At 60.0% G+C, this 21,425-nt stretch carries 15 protein-coding genes; 6 read left to right on the forward strand and 9 right to left on the reverse strand.

Annotated features, from left to right (window positions below; genetic code table 11):
- Positions 1-235: 235 nt before the first annotated feature.
- Complete coding sequence (locus ACQY47_RS06705) at positions 236-1,534, forward strand: MFS transporter (RefSeq protein ID WP_017137430.1); 1,299 nt, start codon at positions 236-238, stop codon at positions 1,532-1,534.
- Positions 1,535-1,696: 162 nt separating this feature from the next.
- Here ACQY47_RS06705 and ACQY47_RS06710 read toward each other — a convergent pair whose 3' ends face one another.
- The gene (locus ACQY47_RS06710; protein WP_017137429.1) at positions 1,697-3,160 is read right to left on the reverse strand and encodes a glyceraldehyde-3-phosphate dehydrogenase; all 1,464 of its coding nucleotides are present in this window, start codon (positions 3,158-3,160) and stop codon (positions 1,697-1,699) included.
- A 340-nt stretch (positions 3,161-3,500) separates the two neighbouring features.
- Here ACQY47_RS06710 and mfd point away from each other — a divergent pair, with 340 nt between their 5' ends.
- Genes mfd through ACQY47_RS06725 form a run of 3 tightly spaced genes read left to right on the forward strand, consistent with a single transcriptional unit; the run spans position 3,501 to position 10,231 of the window.
- Positions 3,501-6,950, forward strand: a complete 3,450-nt coding sequence (mfd, locus tag ACQY47_RS06715) for a transcription-repair coupling factor (RefSeq protein ID WP_428556613.1) — start codon at positions 3,501-3,503, stop codon at positions 6,948-6,950.
- Positions 6,951-6,961: 11 nt separating this feature from the next.
- Positions 6,962-7,531 carry a CsiV family protein gene (locus tag ACQY47_RS06720; RefSeq protein ID WP_428556615.1) on the forward strand — a complete coding sequence of 190 codons (570 nt, stop codon included), beginning with the start codon at positions 6,962-6,964 and terminating at the stop codon, positions 7,529-7,531.
- A 9-nt stretch (positions 7,532-7,540) separates the two neighbouring features.
- Positions 7,541-10,231 (forward strand): DEAD/DEAH box helicase, encoded by a 2,691-nt coding sequence (locus ACQY47_RS06725; RefSeq protein ID WP_428556617.1) that lies wholly within the window; start codon positions 7,541-7,543, stop codon positions 10,229-10,231.
- A 100-nt stretch (positions 10,232-10,331) separates the two neighbouring features.
- Here the strand turns inward: ACQY47_RS06725 and nagZ are convergent, their stop codons facing one another.
- Entirely contained in the window at positions 10,332-11,342 is a 1,011-nt protein-coding gene (gene nagZ / locus ACQY47_RS06730) for a beta-N-acetylhexosaminidase (RefSeq protein ID WP_017137425.1), read from the reverse strand.
- 134 nt (positions 11,343-11,476) lie between these two features.
- Positions 11,477-12,184: a TetR/AcrR family transcriptional regulator gene (locus tag ACQY47_RS06735; protein WP_017137424.1), complete on the reverse strand. Its 708-nt coding sequence runs from the start codon at positions 12,182-12,184 to the stop codon at positions 11,477-11,479.
- Between the two features lie 263 nt (positions 12,185-12,447).
- Here ACQY47_RS06735 and lexA point away from each other — a divergent pair, with 263 nt between their 5' ends.
- Both lexA and sulA read left to right on the forward strand, forming a co-directional pair.
- The gene (gene lexA / locus ACQY47_RS06740) at positions 12,448-13,056 is read left to right on the forward strand and encodes a transcriptional repressor LexA (RefSeq protein ID WP_017137423.1); all 609 of its coding nucleotides are present in this window, start codon (positions 12,448-12,450) and stop codon (positions 13,054-13,056) included.
- Between the two features lie 10 nt (positions 13,057-13,066).
- Positions 13,067-13,540: an SOS-induced cell division inhibitor SulA gene (sulA, locus tag ACQY47_RS06745; protein ID WP_428556620.1), complete on the forward strand. Its 474-nt coding sequence runs from the start codon at positions 13,067-13,069 to the stop codon at positions 13,538-13,540.
- A gap of 239 nt (positions 13,541-13,779) precedes the next feature.
- Here the strand turns inward: sulA and ACQY47_RS06750 are convergent, their stop codons facing one another.
- From ACQY47_RS06750 to fadB, 6 genes are all read right to left on the reverse strand, one after another.
- Entirely contained in the window at positions 13,780-14,013 is a 234-nt protein-coding gene (locus ACQY47_RS06750; RefSeq protein ID WP_010212068.1) for a hypothetical protein, read from the reverse strand.
- A gap of 228 nt (positions 14,014-14,241) precedes the next feature.
- A complete protein-coding gene (locus tag ACQY47_RS06755) occupies positions 14,242-14,763 on the reverse strand; it encodes a DUF6586 family protein (RefSeq protein WP_026013729.1) in 522 nt (173 codons plus the stop codon).
- A 127-nt stretch (positions 14,764-14,890) separates the two neighbouring features.
- A complete protein-coding gene (topA, locus tag ACQY47_RS06760) occupies positions 14,891-17,512 on the reverse strand; it encodes a type I DNA topoisomerase (protein WP_099548675.1) in 2,622 nt (873 codons plus the stop codon).
- Positions 17,513-17,626: 114 nt separating this feature from the next.
- Entirely contained in the window at positions 17,627-17,863 is a 237-nt protein-coding gene (locus ACQY47_RS06765; RefSeq protein ID WP_056857286.1) for a DUF1653 domain-containing protein, read from the reverse strand.
- A 97-nt stretch (positions 17,864-17,960) separates the two neighbouring features.
- Entirely contained in the window at positions 17,961-19,136 is a 1,176-nt protein-coding gene (fadA, locus tag ACQY47_RS06770; protein WP_017137418.1) for an acetyl-CoA C-acyltransferase FadA, read from the reverse strand.
- A 29-nt stretch (positions 19,137-19,165) separates the two neighbouring features.
- Positions 19,166-21,313 carry a fatty acid oxidation complex subunit alpha FadB gene (gene fadB, locus ACQY47_RS06775; protein ID WP_017137417.1) on the reverse strand — a complete coding sequence of 716 codons (2,148 nt, stop codon included), beginning with the start codon at positions 21,311-21,313 and terminating at the stop codon, positions 19,166-19,168.
- Positions 21,314-21,425: the final 112 nt, after the last annotated feature.

The following is a 21,425-nucleotide window of genomic DNA, read 5'->3' on the forward strand; positions in this document are numbered from 1 at the left end:
GGCTTGCCTGCGATAGCGGTGGGTCAGCCATTCATTTGCGGACTGACACACCGCTATCGCAGGCAAGCCAGCTCCCACATTTGATTTTCATCGCCCTCGACAACTGCGCATTTAGTCATGCTTGCTATCAATTTTTATTGCCGGTAATGGCCAATACACATATGGTTACAAAACTGCAGCAAGGACGAGTAATGACCAGGGATCACTAATAAGACAGCCAACATGAGTGCATGACATGTCCACTACCACGGGCAAAGGCAAAGCGATTTTTCGCGTTGTCAGCGGCAACTTCCTCGAGATGTTCGACTTCATGGTCTATGGCTTCTATGCCACGGCCATTGCCAAGACCTTCTTTCCCAGCGACAGCGCGTTTGCCTCGTTGATGCTATCGCTTGCGACCTTCGGCGCCGGTTTCCTGATGCGGCCACTGGGCGCAATCTTCCTTGGCGCCTATATCGACCGCCACGGCCGCAAAAAGGGCCTGGTCATCACGCTGGCCTTGATGGCCGCCGGCACCATCCTGATTGCCTGCGTGCCCGGCTACGCCACATTGGGTGTGGCCGCGCCGCTGATCGTGCTGTTCGGTCGACTGCTTCAGGGTTTCTCTGCCGGCGTCGAGCTGGGCGGTGTGTCGGTGTACCTGGCAGAAATCGCCACACCGGGACGCAAGGGCTTTTTCGTCAGTTGGCAGTCCGCCAGCCAGCAGGCTGCGGTGGTGTTCGCCGGTTTGCTCGGCGTGGGCCTCAACCACTGGCTCAGCCCGGAAGAGATGGGCGACTGGGGCTGGCGCGTGCCGTTCCTGATCGGCTGCCTGATCGTGCCGGTGATCTTCGTGATTCGCCGTTCGCTGGAGGAAACCCCAGAGTTCCAGGCACGTAAACACCGCCCTACCCTGCAGGAAATCGTGCGTTCGATCGGCCAGAACTTTGGCATCGTCATCGCCGGCATGGCGCTGGTGGTGATGACCACCGTGTCGTTCTACCTCATTACCGCTTACACCCCGACCTTCGGCAAGGCCGAACTGCACCTGTCTGACTTCGACGCATTGCTGGTGACGGTGTGCGTGGGCATCTCCAACTTTATCTGGCTGCCGGTGATGGGCGCGGTGTCCGACAAGATCGGGCGCAAACCCTTGCTGCTGGGTGCGACGATTCTGGCAATTCTCACAGCGTATCCGGCGCTGTCGTGGCTGGTGGCGAATCCGAGTTTCAGCCATCTGCTGATCGTGCTGTTGTGGTTGTCGTTCCTGTATGGCTCGTACAACGGGGCGATGGTGGTGGCGCTTACCGAGATCATGCCGATTGAAGTGCGCACCACTGGATTCTCGCTGGCTTATAGCCTGGCAACGGCGACCTTTGGTGGGTTTACGCCGGCGGCCTGTACTTACCTGATCCATGTACTGGATAACAAGGCGGCGCCAGGGATTTGGCTGAGTGGCGCGGCGGTGTTGGGGCTGATTGCGACGTTGGTGCTGTTTAAAGGCAATCGGCATGAACTGCGGACGGCGCAGGCTTCGGTGGTTGGCGGCGCCTGATAGACCGCTATCGCAGGCAAGCCAGCTCCCACATTTGACGGTGTTCACAAGTCGAAATGTGGGAGCTGGCTTGCCTGCGATGAGGCCCTGATATTCACCACAAAACCAACAGCCACAAAAAAGCCCCGAACCAGTCGGGGCTTTTTCATTTACCGCAAAGGCTTAGCGCGGGAATGCTGGCGGGTTAACCCCGGCCATGTCTTCCATCACTCGAACCACCTGGCAGCTGTAGCCGAACTCGTTGTCGTACCACACGTACAGCACAACGCGGTTGTCCTGGGTAATGGTCGCTTCAGCGTCGACCACACCGGCGTGACGCGAGCCCACGAAGTCGGTGGACACCACTTCCTGCGAGTTAACGAAGTCGATCTGCTTATGCAGGTCGGAGTGCAGCGCCATGTAGCGCAGGTACTCGTTCATCTCTTCGCGGGTGGCGGCTTTCTCAAGGTTCAGGTTGAGAATGGCCATCGACACGTTCGGCGTCGGTACGCGGATCGCGTTACCGGTCAGCTTGCCGGCCAGCTCAGGCAGGGCCTTGGCAGCAGCGGTGGCGGCACCGGTCTCGGTGATCACCATGTTCAACGCGGCGCTACGGCCGCGGCGATCGCCTTTGTGGAAGTTGTCGATCAGGTTCTGGTCGTTGGTGTACGAGTGAACCGTTTCAACGTGACCATTCACGATGCCGAACTTGTCATTCACAGCCTTCAGCACCGGCACGATGGCGTTGGTGGTGCAGGAAGCAGCGGACACGATCTTGTCGTCAGCGGTGATTTCGCCGTGGTTGATACCGTGCACGATGTTCTTGAGCTTGCCCTTGCCAGGCGCAGTCAGCACAACGCGGTCGATACCTGGGCAGGCCAGGTGCTGGCCCAGGCCTTCGGCATCACGCCATACACCGGTGTTGTCCACCAGCAGTGCGTCCTTGATGCCGTATTGGGTGTAATCCACCTCGGCCGGGTTCTTCGCGTAGATCACCTGGATCAGGTTACCGTTGGCGGTGATGGTGTTGTTTTCTTCGTCGATGACGATGGTGCCGTTGAACGGGCCATGTACCGAGTCGCGGCGCAGCAGGCTGGCACGCTTGGTCAGGTCGTTCTCGGCGCCTTTACGCACCACGATGGCACGCAGGCGCAGGCCGTCGCCGCCACCGGTTTTTTCGATCAGGATGCGCGCCAGCAGGCGGCCGATACGACCGAAGCCGTACAACACCACGTCGGTGCCTTTGCGGGCTGCAGCGTTTTGCTGGCCAACCACATCGGCCATTTCTTCACGCACGAACTGCTCGGCGCTGCGGCCGGCACCTTCTTTGCGGAACTTGTAAGCCAACTTGCCCAGGTCTACCGAAGCCGCGCCGAGCTTGAGCTCGCTCATGGCTTTAAGCAGAGGGAATGTTTCGTGGACGGAGAGTTCGCTGTCGTCGGCAGAACGATGGCGAGCAAAGCGATGGGCTTTGAGAATCGCGATGACTGACTGGTTGATCAGGCTGCGGCCATAGATCGAGCTCACCACATTGTTATTGCGGTACAGCTGACCGATAAGCGGAATCATCGCTTCAGCGAGTGCTTCACGGTCGATCCATTCACCAAGACACTGGTCGGGCTTCTGAGTCACGGGAACCTTCCACATGTAGGGGCAGAAAAAAGGGGCTACATTATGCCGCCCGACCGGCCTCGGAGCAATGCGCGTCAGGCAACAAAAAGTGCTTGCGAAAAAATCACACACCGCTGCAGCCCAGTAAATACGCGGCTTCCAGAAGGCCGCCGGTTGAGCGCCAACGCCGACTTGTCCGTAACCCTCCGAAACATCTGCACAAAATGGCACTACATATTGAGTCAAAACCCGCCATTGTTTGTCTTAGCCACTACATTTCCTGCAAACCGTAATAGGTTCAGTCAGCAACTGACAGGCGGCACCTTGGGCCGCTACAATTACCGACTTTGTCGCAACGCTTGGAGCTCAACCTTCCGTGCCCGTTCTGCGTCTACCGCTTCTCCCTGCCGCGGCAGGTAAACAGCACTGGGGCAACCTGCCCGGTGCCGCCCTGAGCCTGGCCATTGCCGAGGCTGCCAGCGCAGCCAAGCGCTTTACCCTGCTACTCACCGCCGACAGCCAAAGCGCCGAGCGGCTGGAGCAGGAGCTGAGCTTCTTCGCCCCCGATTTGCCGGTGCTGCATTTCCCCGACTGGGAAACCCTGCCCTACGACCTGTTCTCGCCGCACCAGGACATCATTTCCCAGCGCATCGCCAGCCTGTACCGCCTGCCGGAACTGGCGCACGGCGTGCTGGTGGTGCCGATCACCACCGCCCTGCACCGCCTGGCGCCGACCAAGTTCCTGCTCGGCAGCAGCCTGGTGCTGGATGTCGGCCAGAAACTCGATGTAGAGCAGATGCGCACGCGCCTGGAAGCCAGCGGCTACCGCTGCGTCGACACAGTGTACGAACACGGCGAATTCGCGGTGCGTGGTGCGTTGATCGACCTGTTTCCGATGGGCAGCAAACTGCCGTACCGCATCGACCTGTTCGATGACGAAATCGAGACGTTGCGCACCTTCGACCCAGACAACCAGCGCTCCATCGACAAAGTAGAGTCGATCAAGCTGCTGCCGGCGCGCGAATTCCCGCTGCAAAAAGACGCGGTCACGCGCTTCAAGGCGCGCTTTCGCGAACGCTTCGACGTCGACTTCCGCCGCTGCCCGATCTTTCAGGATTTAAGCAGCGGGATTACACCGGCCGGTATCGAGTACTACCTGCCGCTGTTCTTCGACGAAACCTCCACCCTGTTCGATTACCTGCCCGCAGACACCCAAGTATTCTCGCTGCCGGGCATCGAGCAGGCGGCGGAAAACTTCTGGAACGACGTGCGCAACCGCTACGAAGAGCGCCGCGTCGACCCGGCGCGACCTTTATTGCCGCCCGCCGAGCTGTTCCTGCCGGTGGAAGACTGCTTCGCCCGCCTGAAAAACTGGCCGCGCGTGGTCGCCAGCCAGCAGGACGTGGACACCGGCAGTGGTCGCGAGCGTTTCCCGGCGAGCACGCTGCCGGACTTGGCGATCCAGGCCAAAGCCACCCAGCCACTGGAAGCGCTGTCGAATTTCCTTGGCGACTTCCCTGGTCGCGTGCTGTTTACCGCCGAATCCGCCGGCCGTCGCGAAGTGCTGCTGGAGTTGCTGGAACGCCTGAAGCTGCGCCCGAAAACCGTCGACAGCTGGCCGGATTTCGTCGCCGGCAAAGAGCGCCTGGCGATCACCATTGCGCCGCTGGACGAAGGCTTGTTGCTGGACAACCCGGCGCTGGCACTCATCGCCGAGAGCCCGCTGTTCGGTCAGCGAGTGATGCAGCGCCGGCGCCGTGAAAAACGCGCCGACGCCAACAACGACGCGGTGATCAAGAACCTCACCGAGCTGCGCGAAGGCGCGCCGGTGGTGCATATCGACCACGGCGTGGGCCGCTACCTGGGCCTGCAGACCCTGGAGATCGACAACCAGGCCGCCGAATTCCTCACCATGGAATACGCCGAAGGCGCCAAGCTCTATGTGCCGGTGGCCAGCCTGCACCTGATCGCCCGCTATACCGGCAGCGACGACGCGCTGGCGCCGTTGCATCGCCTGGGCTCCGAGACCTGGCAGAAAGCCAAGCGCAAGGCCGCCGAACAGGTGCGCGACGTAGCGGCCGAGTTGCTCGACATTTATGCCCGCCGTGCCGCGCGCGAAGGCTATGCGTTTGCCGACCCGAAAGCCGACTACGCCACCTTCAGCGCCGGCTTTGCCTTCGAAGAAACTCCCGACCAGCAAACCACCATCGAAGCGGTGCGTGCCGATATGCTGGCGCCCAAGCCGATGGACCGCCTGGTCTGCGGCGACGTGGGCTTCGGCAAAACCGAAGTGGCCATGCGCGCGGCGTTTATTGCCGTGCATGGTGGCCGCCAGGTGGCGATCCTGGTACCCACCACCCTGCTCGCCCAACAGCACTACAACAGCTTCCGTGATCGCTTTGCCGACTGGCCGGTGACCGTGGAAGTGATGAGCCGGTTCAAATCCGCCAAGGAAGTCAACGCCGCCGTCGCTGACCTGGCCGAGGGCAAGATCGATATCGTGATCGGCACGCACAAGCTGCTGTCGGACGATGTGAAGATCAAGAACCTGGGCCTGGTGATCATCGACGAAGAGCACCGCTTTGGTGTGCGTCAAAAAGAACAGCTCAAGGCCCTGCGCAGCGAAGTCGACATTCTTACGCTCACTGCGACGCCGATCCCACGCACGCTGAACATGGCCGTGTCGGGCATGCGCGACTTGTCGATCATTGCCACGCCGCCGGCGCGCCGGTTGTCGGTGCGCACCTTTGTGATGGAGCAGAACAAAAGCACGGTCAAGGAAGCACTGCTGCGCGAATTGCTGCGTGGCGGCCAGGTGTATTACCTGCACAACGACGTGAAGACCATCGAGAAATGCGCCGCCGACCTCGCCGAACTGGTGCCGGAAGCCCGTATTGCCATCGGCCACGGGCAGATGCGCGAACGCGAACTCGAACAAGTCATGAGCGACTTCTATCACAAGCGCTTCAACGTGCTGATTGCCTCGACCATCATCGAGACCGGCATCGACGTGCCAAGCGCCAACACCATCATCATCGAGCGCGCCGACAAGTTCGGCCTGGCGCAATTGCACCAGCTGCGTGGCCGTGTGGGCCGTAGTCACCACCAAGCCTATGCCTACCTGCTGACTCCGCCGCGCCAACAGATCACCTCCGATGCCGAAAAGCGCCTGGAAGCGATCGCCAATACCCAGGACCTCGGTGCCGGTTTTGTGCTGGCCACCAACGACCTGGAAATCCGTGGCGCCGGCGAACTGCTCGGCGACGGCCAGAGCGGGCAGATCCAGGCCGTGGGTTTCACCTTGTATATGGAGATGCTCGAGCGCGCAGTGAAAGCCATCCGCAAGGGCGAACAACCGAACCTCGACCAACCCTTGGGCGGCGGCCCGGAAATCAACCTGCGTTTGCCGGCGCTGATTCCCGAGGACTACCTGCCCGACGTGCATGCGCGGCTGATTCTGTACAAGCGCATCGCCTCGGCCACCGACGAAGAAGGCCTCAAGGACTTGCAAGTCGAGATGATCGACCGCTTCGGCCTGCTGCCCGAGCCAACCAAGAACCTGGTGCGCCTGACGCTGCTGAAATTGCAGGCCGAACAGTTGGGCATCAAGAAAGTCGACGCCGGGCCGCAGGGTGGGCGCATCGAGTTCGAGGCGCAAACGCCGGTGGACCCATTGGTGCTGATCAAACTGATTCAGGGCCAACCCAACCGCTACAAGTTCGAAGGGGCTACGCTGTTCAAATTCATGGTGCCGATGGAGCGTGCCGAAGAACGCTTCAATACCCTGGAGGCGCTGTTTGAGCGCCTCATCCCGAAATCTGCTTGAAGGACGCCCCCATGCGCCTGTTCCGCATTCTGAGCTTAGTGTTGGTGGTGGTCGCACCTTCGGCGTTTGCCGACAGCCCGTACCTGGTTGAAATGATCCTGGTGCGCCAGAACGCCGAACCGGTGATCAACAGCCGCGCCGCGCCGGAAAACTGGGATGCCGGCGCTGCGCGGTTGCCGACCGACAAGCTGAGCCCACCGCGGCTGGCCAACATCGTCGACAAGCTCAGTGCGGACAATAGTTACACCGTATTGCTGCACCGCGCCTGGGATCAGAACCTGGGCGAGCAACCCGTGAAGCTGGCCATTACCGACGGCCAGGAGCAGTTCGGCCAGTTCCCCATCGAAGGCACGCTGAACCTGCAACTGGGGCGCTTTACCGATATCGACGCGGATTTCTGGATCAACCAGTTCGACGCCAATGGCAGCGTGATTGCCAGCGAACACTTGAGCCAGCAAGACGTGCGCACCAAGAACAACCAACTCAATTACCTGGATGGCGGCCACTTGGCGCTGCTGATCAAGATCACGTCGCTGACCGCCAAACCACCCAGTGCGCCACCGCCCGACATTCAGGACTGATCCAGCGCCATGCCCCTGACGTCGTCGTTGACCAAACCCCTGGCCCCTTCGTGGGCCAATCGCTTTAAAGAGCAAAGCCTTGAGCGCGGGCGGCGCTACGCCCTGGAAAACCGCGTGCGCATCGTCGAGTCCGGCGACAGCACCATCATCGCCAGCTGCGAAGGCTCGGGCGGCAATGTTTACCGACAAACCATCTCGCTGCGCGAATCGGCCAAGGGCACGCTGATCCTGGTGGACAGCCGCTGCACCTGCCCGGTACACACCAACTGCAAACACATCGCGGCAGTGCTGCTCAAGGTCCAGGAAACCCTGGCCTACCCGGCCGCCGCGCAAGATGCCGAACTGTTGGAAAAACTCCAGGCCGTGCTGGATAACCGCGTGGTGCTGCCACAAGTGGTCATGGAGGAGGTGCGGCCGGTGCCGCGCCTGTGGCTGGCCAGCGTCGAGTTCAGCGCTTTTGAACCGCGTAATGGCAAGATGCAGCGCTATATCCAGCACCGTGCGGCGCTGTCGTTCAATTACCTGGGCAACTATGTCAGCGGGCAAAAAAACGCCGACATCATCGTGCGCCAGGAAACCCAGAGCCTGCGCATCAAGCGCCATCCGGAACTGGAGCAACCCTATCGCGAACAACTGCGCCTGCTGGGCTTCAAGATCGCTACACGCCAGAGCAAGGCCTTGCCGGAGAGTGCCGGTGAATTGTTCGAAATGGTCAATGACAGCGCCTGGTTGAACTTCACTCTCAACGCCTCGCCGACCTTGCGCGCCGAGGGTTGGGAGTTGCAGATCGATGAGGATTTCGGTTTCGACTTGAGCACCGTCGATGACTGGTACGCCACCGTCGATGAAGGCCCGGAACGCGACTGGTTCGACCTGGAGCTGGGGATTATCGTCAATGGCGAGCGCCTGAGCCTGTTGCCGATTTTGCTCAACTTGATGCGTTCGCATACCGAAATCCTCAACCCGGAAAAACTCGCCCGGCGCCGTGACGACGAGCTGATCCTGGTGAATATTCCCGGCCTGCCCAACGGCCACGGCCCGCTGCAAGTGGCGTTGCCGTACGGCAGGCTCAAGCCGGTGCTGGCAACCCTTGGCGAGTTCTACCTACAGGAAACCGGCACCACCAGCTTGCGCCTGGCCAAAGCCGATGCCATTCGCCTGAACCCGCTGGAAGATCTGCCGCTGCAATGGGAAGGCGGTGAGAAGATCCGCAATTTCGCCCAGCGCCTGCGCGACATCAAGGACTTCACCTGCGTGGCGCCCGAGGGCTTGAACGCGACCTTGCGCCCGTATCAGCTGGAAGGCTTGAGCTGGATGCAGTCGCTGCGTCAGCTCGATGTCGGCGGGATCCTTGCCGATGACATGGGCCTGGGCAAAACCCTGCAGACCCTGGCGCATATTCTCAGCGAAAAGGCTGCCGGGCGCCTCGACCGACCGTGCATGGTGGTGATGCCCACCAGCCTGATTCCCAACTGGCTGGATGAGGCGGCGCACTTCACACCGCAACTGCGGGTGCAGGCGCTATACGGCGCAGGTCGCAAGAAACATTTCCCCCATTTGCAGGACTATGACCTGCTGCTGACCACCTACGCGCTGCTGCCCAAGGACATCGACACGCTCGCCGCCCTGCCCTTGCATGTGCTGATCCTCGATGAAGCCCAATACATCAAGAACCCCAACAGCAAGGCTGCCCAGGCCGCGCGCGAGCTCACTGCTCGCCAGCGCCTGTGCCTGAGCGGCACGCCGCTGGAAAACCACTTGGGCGAGCTGTGGTCGCTGTTCCACTTCCTGCTGCCGGGCTGGCTGGGTGACGTAAAAAGCTTCAACCGCGATTACCGCGTGCCCATCGAAAAGCGCGCCAGTGAGGTGCGCTTGCAACACCTCAACGGCCGGATAAAACCTTTCCTGCTGCGCCGCACCAAAGAGCAGGTGGCCACCGAGCTGCCGCCCAAGACCGAGATCATCCATTGGGTCGACCTCAATGAGGCCCAGCGCGACGTGTACGAAACCATGCGCCTGGCCATGGACAAAAAGGTGCGCGACGAAATCACCCGTAAAGGCGTGGCGCGCAGCCAGATCATCATTCTTGAAGCACTGCTCAAGTTGCGCCAGGTGTGCTGCGACCTGCGCCTGGTCAACGATGCCACCCTGCCCGCCCGTGGCAGCAGCTCGGGCAAACTCGACAGCCTGTTGGAGATGCTCGAAGAGCTGTTCGCCGAAGGGCGCCGAATATTGTTGTTCTCGCAGTTCACCTCGATGCTGAGCCTGATCGAAGCCGAGCTGAAAAAACGCGGCGTGCCCTACGCATTACTCACCGGCCAGACCCGCGACCGGCGCACGCCGGTGAAGGATTTCCAGAGCGGCAAGCTGCAGATTTTTCTGATCAGCCTGAAGGCCGGCGGCGTGGGCTTGAACCTGACCGAGGCGGATACGGTGATCCACTATGACCCGTGGTGGAACCCGGCGACGGAAAACCAGGCGACCGACCGTGCGTATCGCATCGGGCAGGAGAAGCCGGTGTTCGTGTACAAGATGATTGCGCGAGGCACGGTGGAGGAGAAGATCCAACACCTGCAGAAGGAAAAGTCTGATCTGGCAGCAGGCGTGCTGGATGGGCGCACGACCGGGGATTGGCAGTTGGGTAATGAGGATATCGAGGCGTTGTTTGCGCCGTTGCCCAACAAGCAAGAGAAGCGCTGACGGTTAGATCGCTATCGCAGGCAAGCCAGCTCCCACCCTTGAATGTATTCACAAATCGAGAGTGGGAGCTGGCTTGCCTGCGATGGCAGCGACGCGGTGTTCAGTCGATCAACTGAGCATCGCGCAACGCGGTAAGCGCCACCAGCCAACGCGGATCCTGCTTGTACTCCGTAGAGGCAATTGCCTGCCCACGCATCCGCGCAATCCGCGCCGACGGCGTGACCTTCATGCGCTGCGCCGCAGTCAGTGCCAGCTCAGCAGCAGCACGGTCATTACACACCAACCCCATATCACAACCGGCCGTCAGCGCCGCCTCAATTCGACTGGCCGCATCACCGACCACATGAGCGCCGGCCATGGACAGGTCATCGCTGAAAATCACCCCATCAAATTGCAGCTCGCCGCGCAGAATGTCCTGCAACCAGCGACGCGAGAAGCCGGCGGGTTGGGCGTCCACTTGCGGATAAATGACGTGGGCCGGCATCACCGCCGCCAATTGCTTGCTCAGGCGTGCGAAAGGCACCAGATCATTTGCGCGAATCTGTTCCAGGCTGCGCTCGTCGTTTGGAATCGCGACGTGGGAATCCGCCTCGGCCCAGCCATGGCCCGGGAAGTGTTTGCCGGTGGCCGCCATGCCGGCGCTGTTCATGCCGCGAATGAATGCACCCGCGAGCACGGCAGCTCGCTCCGGATCGCCTTCGAAGGAACGGGTGCCGACAACGGCGCTGCGTTGGTAGTCGAGGTCAAGCACCGGGGCGAAGCTCAGGTCGAGGCCGACCGCCAGCACTTCAGTGGCCATGATCCAGCCGCACTGCTCGGCCAGGTATTCGGCGTTGGGTTTATCCGCCAGCAGGCGCATGGCCGGCAGGCGCACAAAGCCCTGGCGCAGGCGCTGCACACGCCCGCCTTCCTGATCGACCGCCAGCAGCAGGTCTGGGCGCACCGCGCGAATGGCCGCGCTCAATTCGCGCACTTGCCGCGGGTGCTCGATATTGCGCGCAAAAATGATCAACCCGCCCACTTCAGGCTGGCGCAACAACTGGCGATCCTCGGCCGTCAGCCAAGTACCGGCCACATCGACCATTAACGAACCTTGCAGGGCAGCAGTCATAAACTTTCCTTAAATAACGCACACAACCCGTTGCCCTCACCTGGCGCAATAAGCGCAGCGAGCACAACGGGTTGTGAGTAAATAGCTGAAATCGGCATGGCGGCTAGCTTAGCCGCCGCGCACACCTGGGGCAATCACGCCTTGGCGACGGCCGGCGTAGATTTGCTGCGCGCACGCAACTGGGCGGCGGCCATGACCGGGTCGGTCACGCCGGTTTCGGCGCGCATGCCGGCGGCAAGGAACGGCACCATCAGGCGCATCACTTGCTCGATGGAGGTGTTGACGCCGAAATCGGTCTCAGCAATCGCGCGCAACGCCTTGATACCGGACATGCTGAACGCGGCGGCGCCGAGCATGAAGTGCACACGCCAGAACAGTTCGATCGGCGGAATACGCGGCGCAGCTTCGTTGACCAGCAGCATGTAACGACGGAACACCTTGCCGTACATGTCTTCCAGGTAACGGCGCAAGTGGCCCTGGCTCTGGCTGAAGGCCAGCCCTAACAGGCGCATGAAGATCGACAGGTCATTGCCGCTGCGTGGCTGAACCACCAAGGCTTGCTCAACCAGGATTTCCAGCAGGTCTTCCAGGCTTGGCTTGTTTTCGGGCTTGGTCTGGCGACGCTCCAGCTCACGGTCGAGGCTGGCGCAGAACGGCCCCAGGAAGCGCGAGAACACCGCCTGGATCAGGGCTTTTTTCGAGCCGAAATGATAGTTCACAGCGGCGAGGTTAACCCCAGCCTTGCTGGTAATCAGCCGCAATGAAGTTTCAGCAAATCCTTTTTCCGCGAACAATTGCTCGGCAGCATCGAGAATGCGTTCAACGGTTTCCGACTGGGCCATGGCTACTCCGCCTGACAAACACTTGTTTGAAACATACGTTTCAGGGTGTGTCTTGTCAAGCCTGCGAGGCCGTTTTCCGGCCGGGCAGTCATCTATTTCATCGCTATTTAATCACATCCTTCGCGCCCTGTAGGCAGCGCTGTCTATGCCTTGCAGGAAGAGTGACAGACGACCGTCCAGCGGAGTGCCAAAAAAGGATGATTGCCAAGCGCAGTTCACTGTATATAATCCCAGTCACTGTATAAAAAGACAGAGCGATCAACATGCTAAAACTGACGCCACGCCAAGCTGAGATTCTGGCTTTTATCAAGCGCTGCCTCGACGACAACGGCTACCCGCCGACGCGAGCGGAAATTGCGCTGGAACTGGGGTTCAAGTCCCCCAACGCCGCCGAAGAACACCTCAAGGCCCTCGCCCGCAAAGGCGCGATCGAGATGACCCCAGGTGCTTCACGCGGTATTCGCATCCCTGGCTTTGAAGCCAAGGCCGACGAATCGACCCTGCCGATCATCGGTCGCGTCGCCGCCGGTGCGCCGATCCTGGCGCAGCAGCACGTCGAAGAGTCCTGCAACATCAACCCGACGTTCTTCCATCCGCGTGCCGACTACCTGTTGCGCGTACACGGCATGAGCATGAAGGACGTGGGCATATTCGACGGTGATCTGCTGGCTGTCCACACCACTCGCGAAGCCCGTAATGGTCAGATCGTCGTCGCCCGTATCGGCGACGAAGTCACCGTCAAACGCTTCAAGCGCGAAGGCAGCAAGGTCTGGCTTATGGCCGAGAACCCTGAGTTCGCCCCGATTGAAGTGAACCTGAAAGATCAGGACCTGGTGATCGAAGGCTTGAGCGTCGGCGTTATTCGCCGCTAAAGGAGGCACCATGCAACTCGTGCACACCCCACAACACACACAACTGTCGCTGTTCGAGGCCTTTATGGCCCAACCCCTTGCGCCCATTCTCAAGGAAGCAGTCGAGGCCCCTTGGGGCTCCGAACCTGAGGCGTTCAGTGAACTGTCGTTGCGCGGTGCTGCCGGGAGCTGCCTGAGCCTGCTGGCGCCGATCCTTCGAGAATTGAGCGAGGAGCAGGACGCACGCTGGCTGACGCTGATTGCCCCACCCGCCAGCCTGACCCAGGCCTGGCTGCGGGACGCTGGCCTCAACCGTCAGCGCATCCTGCTGCTGCAACCGCGCGGTGCGCAAAGTGCCCAGCAACTGACGTGCGAAGCCTTGCGCCTGGGGCGCAGCCACACGGTGGTGAGCTGGTTGAACCCGCTGAATGCAACAGCCAAGCAGCAGCTGATCAGCGCCGCGCGCACGGGCGATGCGCAGAGTTTGAATATTCGATTGGGGTAATGGGATCTGCTGCAGGCCAGCCGTATGGATGGGCTTGCTATGGCAGGCGAGCCTGTTGTGGCAGGTGAGCTTGTTGTGGCGAGCGAGCTTGCTCGCGCTGGGCTGCGCAGCAGCCCCAAAACCAGGCACCGTGGAATACCTGATACAGCGCATTAAATCTATTCAGGGCCGCTTCGCAGCCCAGCGGGAGCAAGCTCCCTCGCCACAGAAGCCCGGTCGCCAGAGCACGTCATTGCTACTCAGTGAAGCACCCGCGGTCCATCTTCTTTCTCCGGCTCGCCTTCGGCCAGGCGACCAGCCATCTGCACACCAACGCTCAACATGGCTTTTGCCACTTCTACATGTTGGCCCTGCAGGAACACTTTTGCATCTTCGGAAAAATCCAAAATAACCAGAGAACCCTCGTCCTCGGCCCTGCGCAGCTCAATTCGGCCGTCAGGCAACTCTACAATTTCCAGAAAGGACGTTGGCATATAAGTCTGTTCTCCACGAAAGGCCGGGATTATATCAGTCATCCACCCTGCCTCGCTGAGCATCTGAACAGGTTTCTTAACGGCTTGATGAATGGTGCTCTTCGGCAAGACTGCTCTCAATGTGGGAGCTGGCTTGCCTGCGATCGCGGTGCATCAGCAAATGGCCGGCAAGCTGACCCAGCGCTATCGCAGGCAAGCCAGCTCCCACCTTTGTTCAGCGCAAACCTCTTAACACTCGTTCAAGCCTTCACGAAACCGCAACGCCATCTTCTTCAACTCCTGGCGCCAGCTTTCCAGCTCTTCGCGGCTCAAGGGCTTGGGCTCATCCTCTCCCAGCGCAACGGCCACGATCAGCGGCTGTGTCACATCACCCTTGGGCACATGGGGAACACGCGGCGGCTGGAACATATCCGCATGCGCTTTGAGCAATCGAGCAACCCAACTGTCGGGGCTCTGCGCCATTTCCACCAGTTCGGCCAGTTCAGGAATCGCCATGCTGTCCAGCACTTCGCGGTTCATGAGCATTTCTGCTCGGGGCGCGCCCGCCTGGGGCAAGCGGTAGAACCCGGCAATTTCATGGCACAGGCCCAGCAAAGCGCCATAGAGGTGGAACAACGCCGCCTCACGCCCGGCCTGGACCAGCGCGATGGCATTCATCTCCTTCCCTTCCTCGGCGCGGCCAAGGGCTTCCAGGGACAAACCCGCGAAGTAAATTTTCTGATTGGTACGGGTATAGAGTTCGTTGGCCATAACGGCAATCTCCACAACGAAATAAGCGTGATGCTGGCTGAACAGTGTCACGGATCAGCCAAGTTTCCTGCAAGCGTAAAAAAAGGCCGCCTTTTCAGGCGGCCTTTGTAGCTGGCAGATCAGCCGATCAAGCGCCTTGGCGCTTGTCCTCGACCTTCCACTTACCACCGTCGTAGAAAGCTTTCCAGCCGGTAGGCTTGCCGTCCACTTCGGTCTGCACGTACTGCTCCTTGGTTTTGCGGCTGTAGCGGATCACGGACGGGCGACCGTCGGGATCCTTCTTCGGCGCTTCACACAGGAAGTGGTACTTCGGATCGATCTCGTCCTTGTGCGGCACGATTTCCATCACCAACGGGGCACGGGTCTCGCGGTTTTTCGGAAACTGACTGGCCGCCAGGAACAGGCCCGAAGCGCCGTCACGCAGGATGTAGGTGTCGTTGACCTTCTCGCACTTGAGTTCAGGCATCTTCACCGGGTCCATCTTCGGCGGCGCCGCGTCACCGCTTTTGAGCAGTTTGCGCGTGTTCTTGCAAGTCGGGTTGGTGCAGCCGAAGAACTTGCCGAAACGACCGGTCTTGAGCTGCATCTCGCTGCCGCACTTGTCGCATTCCAGGCTCGGACCTTCGTAGCCTTTGATGCGGTAGGTGCCCTCTTCGATCTCGTAGCCATTGCAATCCGGGTTGTTACCGCAGATGTGCAACTTATGCTTCTCGTCGAGCAGGTAAGCGTCCATCGCCGTGCTGCAGATCGGGCAACGGTGCTTGCCGCGCAGTACCAGCGACTCGGATTCACCCTCGTCGTCGGCGGCAATCTCATCGCCTGGCACCAGGTTAACGGTGGCCTTGCAGCGCTCTTTCGGCGGCAGGCTGTAGCCCGAGCAACCGAGGAACACACCGGTGGATGCGGTACGAATCTGCATCGGGCGGCCGCACGTCAGGCACGGGATGTCGGTCATCACCGGCTGGTTGGCGCGCATGCCGCTTTCAGGGCTTTCGGCTACTTCGAGTTTCTTTTTGAAGTCGCCGTAGAACTCATCCAGCACGTTTTTCCAGTCGCGTTCGCCCTGCGCCACGTCATCGAGGTTCTCTTCCATGCCGGCGGTGAAGCCGTAATCCATGAGGTTGGAGAAGCTCTCGGACAGGCGTTCGGTGACGATGTCGCCCATCTTTTCCGAGTAGAAACGACGGTTGTGCAGCGCTACGTAGCCACGGTCCTGGATGGTCGAGATGATTGCCGCATAGGTCGAAGGACGACCAATACCGCGTTTTTCCATCTCTTTTACCAGGCTGGCTTCGGAGTAACGCGCCGGCGGCTTGGTGAAGTGCTGGGACGGGTCGAGCTTGATCAGCTTCAACGTGTCGCCCTGGGCCATGTCCGGCAGCACGTCGTCATCGCCTGGCTTGGCGATTTGCGGCATCACGCGGGTATAGCCGTCGAACTTGAGGATACGGCCCTTGGCACGCAGCTCGAAGTCGCCTGCGCCCACGCTGACGGTGGTGGACAGGTATTGCGCCGGCAGCATCTGGCAAGCCAGGAACTGGCGCCAGATCAGCTCGTAGAGGCGCTCAGCATCACGCTCCATGCCGCTCAGCTTGCTTGGCTCGGTGTTGGCGTCGGAAGGACGAATCGCTTCGTGAGCCTCTTGTGCGCCTTCCTTGCTGCTGTAGACGTTAGGCTTTTCCGGCAGGTACTTCTTGCCGAACTCGCTTTCAATATAAGTGCGCGCCATCGCCACCGCGTCTTGCGACAGGTTGGTGGAGTCGGTACGCATATAAGTGATGTAGCCGGCTTCGTACAAGCGCTGGGCCATCATCATGGTCTTCTTCACGCCAAAGCCCAGGCGGTTGCTCGCGGCCTGTTGCAAGGTGGACGTGATGAACGGCGCCGACGGCTTGCTGCTGGTTGGCTTGTCTTCGCGCTTGACGATGCTGTAGCTGGAAGCCTTGAGCTTCTCCAGCGCGGCCATGGCCTGGGCTTCGTTCAGCGGCTTGAAGGCCTCGCCTTTCTCACGGGCCACTTCAAAGCGCACGTTGGCGCCCTTGGCAGTACCCAGGTCAGCGTGGACTTCCCAGTATTCTTCGGGGTTGAACGCACGAATCTCGCGCTCCCGCTCCACCACCAGCTTGACCGCTACCGATTGCACACGGCCGGCGGACAGGCCACGGGCGATTTTCGCCCACAGCAGTGGCGAGACCATGTAACCCACCACGCGGTCGAGGAAACGACGCGCCTGCTGGGCGTTAACACGGTCGATATCCAGCTCGCCCGGCTTGGAGAAGGCTTCCTGGATGGCTTTTTTGGTGATTTCGTTGAACACCACACGCTTGTAGCGGCTGTCATCACCGCCGATGGCTTCGCGCAGGTGCCAGGCAATGGCTTCCCCTTCGCGGTCCAAGTCCGTCGCGAGATAGATGGTGTCGGCATCTTTGGCGAGCCGGCGCAGCTCTTCGATGACCTTTTCCTTGCCTGGAAGGATTTCGTACTTGGCCTTCCAGCCATGATCCGGGTCCACACCCATGCGTGAGACCAGCTGCTTGCGCGCTTTCTCTTTAGGGCTGAGCACCGGACCTTCGCCCGCAGCGGCCTTGCCGCGCTTGGCGGCAGGCTCCTTGCTGGCGCTAGCCGAACCGCTGGTGGGCAGGTCTCGGATATGGCCGATACTCGACTTCACCACGTACTCGTTGCCCAAGTACTTGTTGATGGTCTTGGCCTTAGCCGGGGATTCCACAATGACCAGCGATTTGCCCATGGATCGGAAAATTCCTGAATTCGAGAAGTGAAAGGCAGTTGGCGCCTGTCGCGGCAACGCTATATATAGTGGCAACAAGGTGAGGTCAAGCGCAGCATTCTGCGCGGCCTGCCGTTATTGCCCTGAAAAAAGACTGGGTTCGACCTGCACCAAAGCAAAGCGCGGGACCTGCTCGCCGTCAACTTCGACGGTCTGAAGGAACATGCTCAATGGGCGCACCCAAAAGCCGTAATCGCCATACAGTGCTTGGTAAAACACCACTTCTTCTTCGGTCTCGGAGTGCCGCGCCACATTAAAAACGCGGTACTGCGGGCCCTTATAATGTTGGTAGAGCCCTGGTTCGACTTTCATGCTTTGGCCCTCGTGCAAAATTTGTTGAAAAAAAATATTAAAAATTCCAAAAAACAAAAACCGGGGCACTGGGCCCCGGCTTCCGTCAGCGAAACGTTTAGATACGTTCGAAGACGGTGGAAATGCCTTGGCCGAGACCAATGCACATGGTTGCAACCCCAAGGTTGCCGCCATTTTGCTTCATCACGTTAAGCAAAGTGCCGGAGATACGTGCACCGGAGCAACCGAATGGGTGGCCCAAGGCAATCGCGCCGCCGTGCAGGTTAACCTTCTCGTTCATCTTGTCGAGTACTTTCAAATCTTTCAGCACTGGCAGGGCCTGTGCGGCGAAAGCTTCGTTGAGCTCGAAGAAGTCGATATCGGAGATGGTCAGGCCCGCGCGCTTCAAGGCTTTTTGTGTGGCCGGTACTGGACCATAGCCCATGATTGCCGGGTCCACACCTGCCACTGCCATCGAACGGATCACCGCCATCGGCTGAATGCCCAGGTCCTGGGCACGTTGCGCCGACATCACGATCATGCACGAAGCACCGTCGGTGATTTGCGACGACGTACCGGCTGTCACGGTGCCGCCCTTGGGATTGAAGGCGGGTTTCAAGGCCGCCAGGCTTTCCAGGGTGGTATCCGGACGAATGGTTTCGTCGTAGTCGAACAGTTTGAGGAAACCGTTCTCGTCGTAACCGTTCATCGGGATGATCTCATCCTTGAACTTGCCTTCCACGGTCGCCTTGTGGGCCAACTGGTGGGAACGCACGCCGAATGCGTCCTGGGCTTCGCGGGTAATACCGTGCATTTTGCCGAGCATTTCTGCGGTGAGGCCCATCATGCCCGAGGCTTTTGCCGCGTACAGCGACATGTGTGGGTTAGGGTCGACGCCGTGCATCATGCTGACGTGGCCCATGTGCTCCACGCCGCCGACCACGAACACATCGCCGTTGCCGGTCATGATCGCTTGCGCAGCAGTGTGCAGCGCGCTCATCGACGAACCACACAGGCGGCTGACGGTCTGGCCAGCTGCGGTGTGCGGGATCTGGGTCATCAACGACGCCATGCGCGCGATGTTCCAGCCCTGTTCCAGGGTCTGGTTGACGCAGCCCCAGATCACGTCTTCGACTTCGTTAGGGTCGACCTTGACGTTACGCTCCAGCAATTTGCTGATCAGGTGCGCCGACATGTCTTCGGCGCGGGTGTTGCGGTGCATGCCGCCCTTGGAGCGGCCCATTGGCGTGCGACCGAAGTCGACAATCACCACGTCTCTTGGATTCAAGCTCATAAATATTCTCGCTCTAGTCGTCTGGGCGCTTAACCGAAGAAGCTCTGGCCGTTTTTGGCCATTTCACGCAGCTTCGCGGTCGGGTGGTACAGCGGGCCCAAATCAGCGTATTTGTCAGCCAGGGCAACGAACTCAGCCACACCGATCGAGTCGATGTAACGCAGCGCACCACCACGGAATGGAGGGAAACCAATACCGTACACCAGGCCCATATCGGCCTCGGCGGCGGTTTCAACGATGCCGTCTTCCAGGCAACGCACGGTTTCCAGGCACAGGGCGATCATCATCCAGTTGATGATGTCCTCATCGGACACCTCACGCTGCTCGTAGATGACTGGCGCGAGTACTTCGTGAACCGACGGGTCGGCCACTTTCTTCTGCTTGCCCTTCTTGTCAGCCTCGTAGGCGTAGAAGCCTTTGCCGTTTTTCTGGCCCAGGCGCTTGGCCTCGTAGAGCGCGTCGATCGCCGAGCGGCGGTCGTCTTTCATGCGGTCCGGGAAGCCTTCAGCCATCACGTCACGACCGTGGTGGCCCGTGTCGATACCGACCACGTCCATCAAGTACGCCGGGCCCATTGGCCAGCCGAATTTTTCCATAACCTTGTCGATGCGTACGAAGTCGACACCGGCGCTGACCAGCTTGGCGAAACCGCCGAAGTACGGGAACAACACGCGGTTGACCAGGAAGCCCGGGCAGTCATTGACCACGATCGGGTTCTTGCCCATTTTCTTGGCGTAGGCAACGGTGGTGGCAACCGCCAACTCGCTGGACTTCTCGCCACGGATCACTTCCACCAGCGGCATCATGTGTACCGGGTTGAAGAAGTGCATGCCGACGAAGTTTTCCGGACGCTTGAGGGCTTTGGCCAGCAGCGAGATGGAAATGGTCGAAGTGTTCGAGGCCAGGATAGTGTCGTCTTTAACCTGGGCTTCCACTTCAGCCAGTACGGCTTGCTTGACCTTCGGGTTTTCGACTACGGCTTCGACCACCAGGTCGACGTGACCGAAATCGCCGTAGGACAGCGTAGGACGAATGCCGTTAAGCACTTCAGCCATCTTCGCGGCGGTCATGCGACCTTTATCAACGCGGCCCACCAGCAGCTTGGCGGCTTCTGCCAGGCCTTGCTCGATGCCGTGCTCGTTGATGTCTTTCATCAGGATCGGCGTGCCTTTGGACGCCGACTGATAGGCGATACCGCCGCCCATGATACCGGCGCCCAGTACGGCAGCCTGTTTCACGTCGCGGGCGATTTCGTCGTAGGCCTTGGCCTTTTTCTTCAGTTCCTGATCGTTCAGGAACAGGCCGATCAAGCTTTGTGCTGCCGAGGTTTTCGCCAGTTTGACGAAACCTGCCGCTTCCACTTCCAGGGCTTTGTCGCGACCGAAGTTCGCAGCTTTCTGGATGGTCTTGATCGCTTCAACCGGCGCCGGGTAGTTCGGGCCGGCCTGGCCGGCCACAAAACCTTTGGCGGTTTCGAACGACATCATTTGTTCGATGGCGTTGAGCTTGAGTTTTTCCAGCTTCGGCTGACGCTTGGCCTTGTAGTCAAATTCGCCGCTGATGGCGCCTTTGATCAGGTTCAGGGCGGCTTCAGCCAGTTTGTCCGGGGCAACCACGGCATCGACTGCACCGACTTTCAGCGCGTCTTCGGCACGGTTTTCTTTACCGGCGGCGATCCACTCGATCGCGTTGTCAGCGCCGATCAGGCGCGGCAGACGCACAGTGCCGCCGAAACCTGGGTAGATGCCCAGTTTGACTTCAGGCAGGCCGATTTTGGCGGTGGCCGACATGACGCGGAAGTCTGCAGCCAGGCACATTTCCAGGCCGCCGCCCAACGCGATGCCATTGATGGCAGCCACGGTTGGCACGTTGAGGTCTTCGAAATCGCTGAAAATCTTGTTGGCTTCGAGGTTGCCGGCCACAAGCTCTGCATCGGGCAGCTTGAAGTTGTCGACGAATTCGGTGATGTCAGCGCCGACGATAAACACGTCCTTGCCGCTGGAGACGATCACGCCCTTGACCGAAGCATCTGCTTTGATGGTGTCTACGGCCTGACGCAGTTCGTTCAGGGTTAGACGGTTGAACTTGTTGACGGACTCACCCTTGAGGTCGAATTTCAGTTCGACGATGCCACTTTCAAGAGCCTTAACCGTGATGGCTTTACCTTCGTAAATCATCAACTGATCTCCACGATATGGAAGCTGAACAGTACACACTGGACGCTGGCCTATTGGTTGGACATTGATAGTTGCCTCAATGCTCATGCCAATCCGCCAGGCACACCCGCCA

This window comes from Pseudomonas edaphica, from assembly GCF_965277385.1.
Lineage (GTDB): Bacteria > Pseudomonadota > Gammaproteobacteria > Pseudomonadales > Pseudomonadaceae > Aquipseudomonas > Aquipseudomonas edaphica.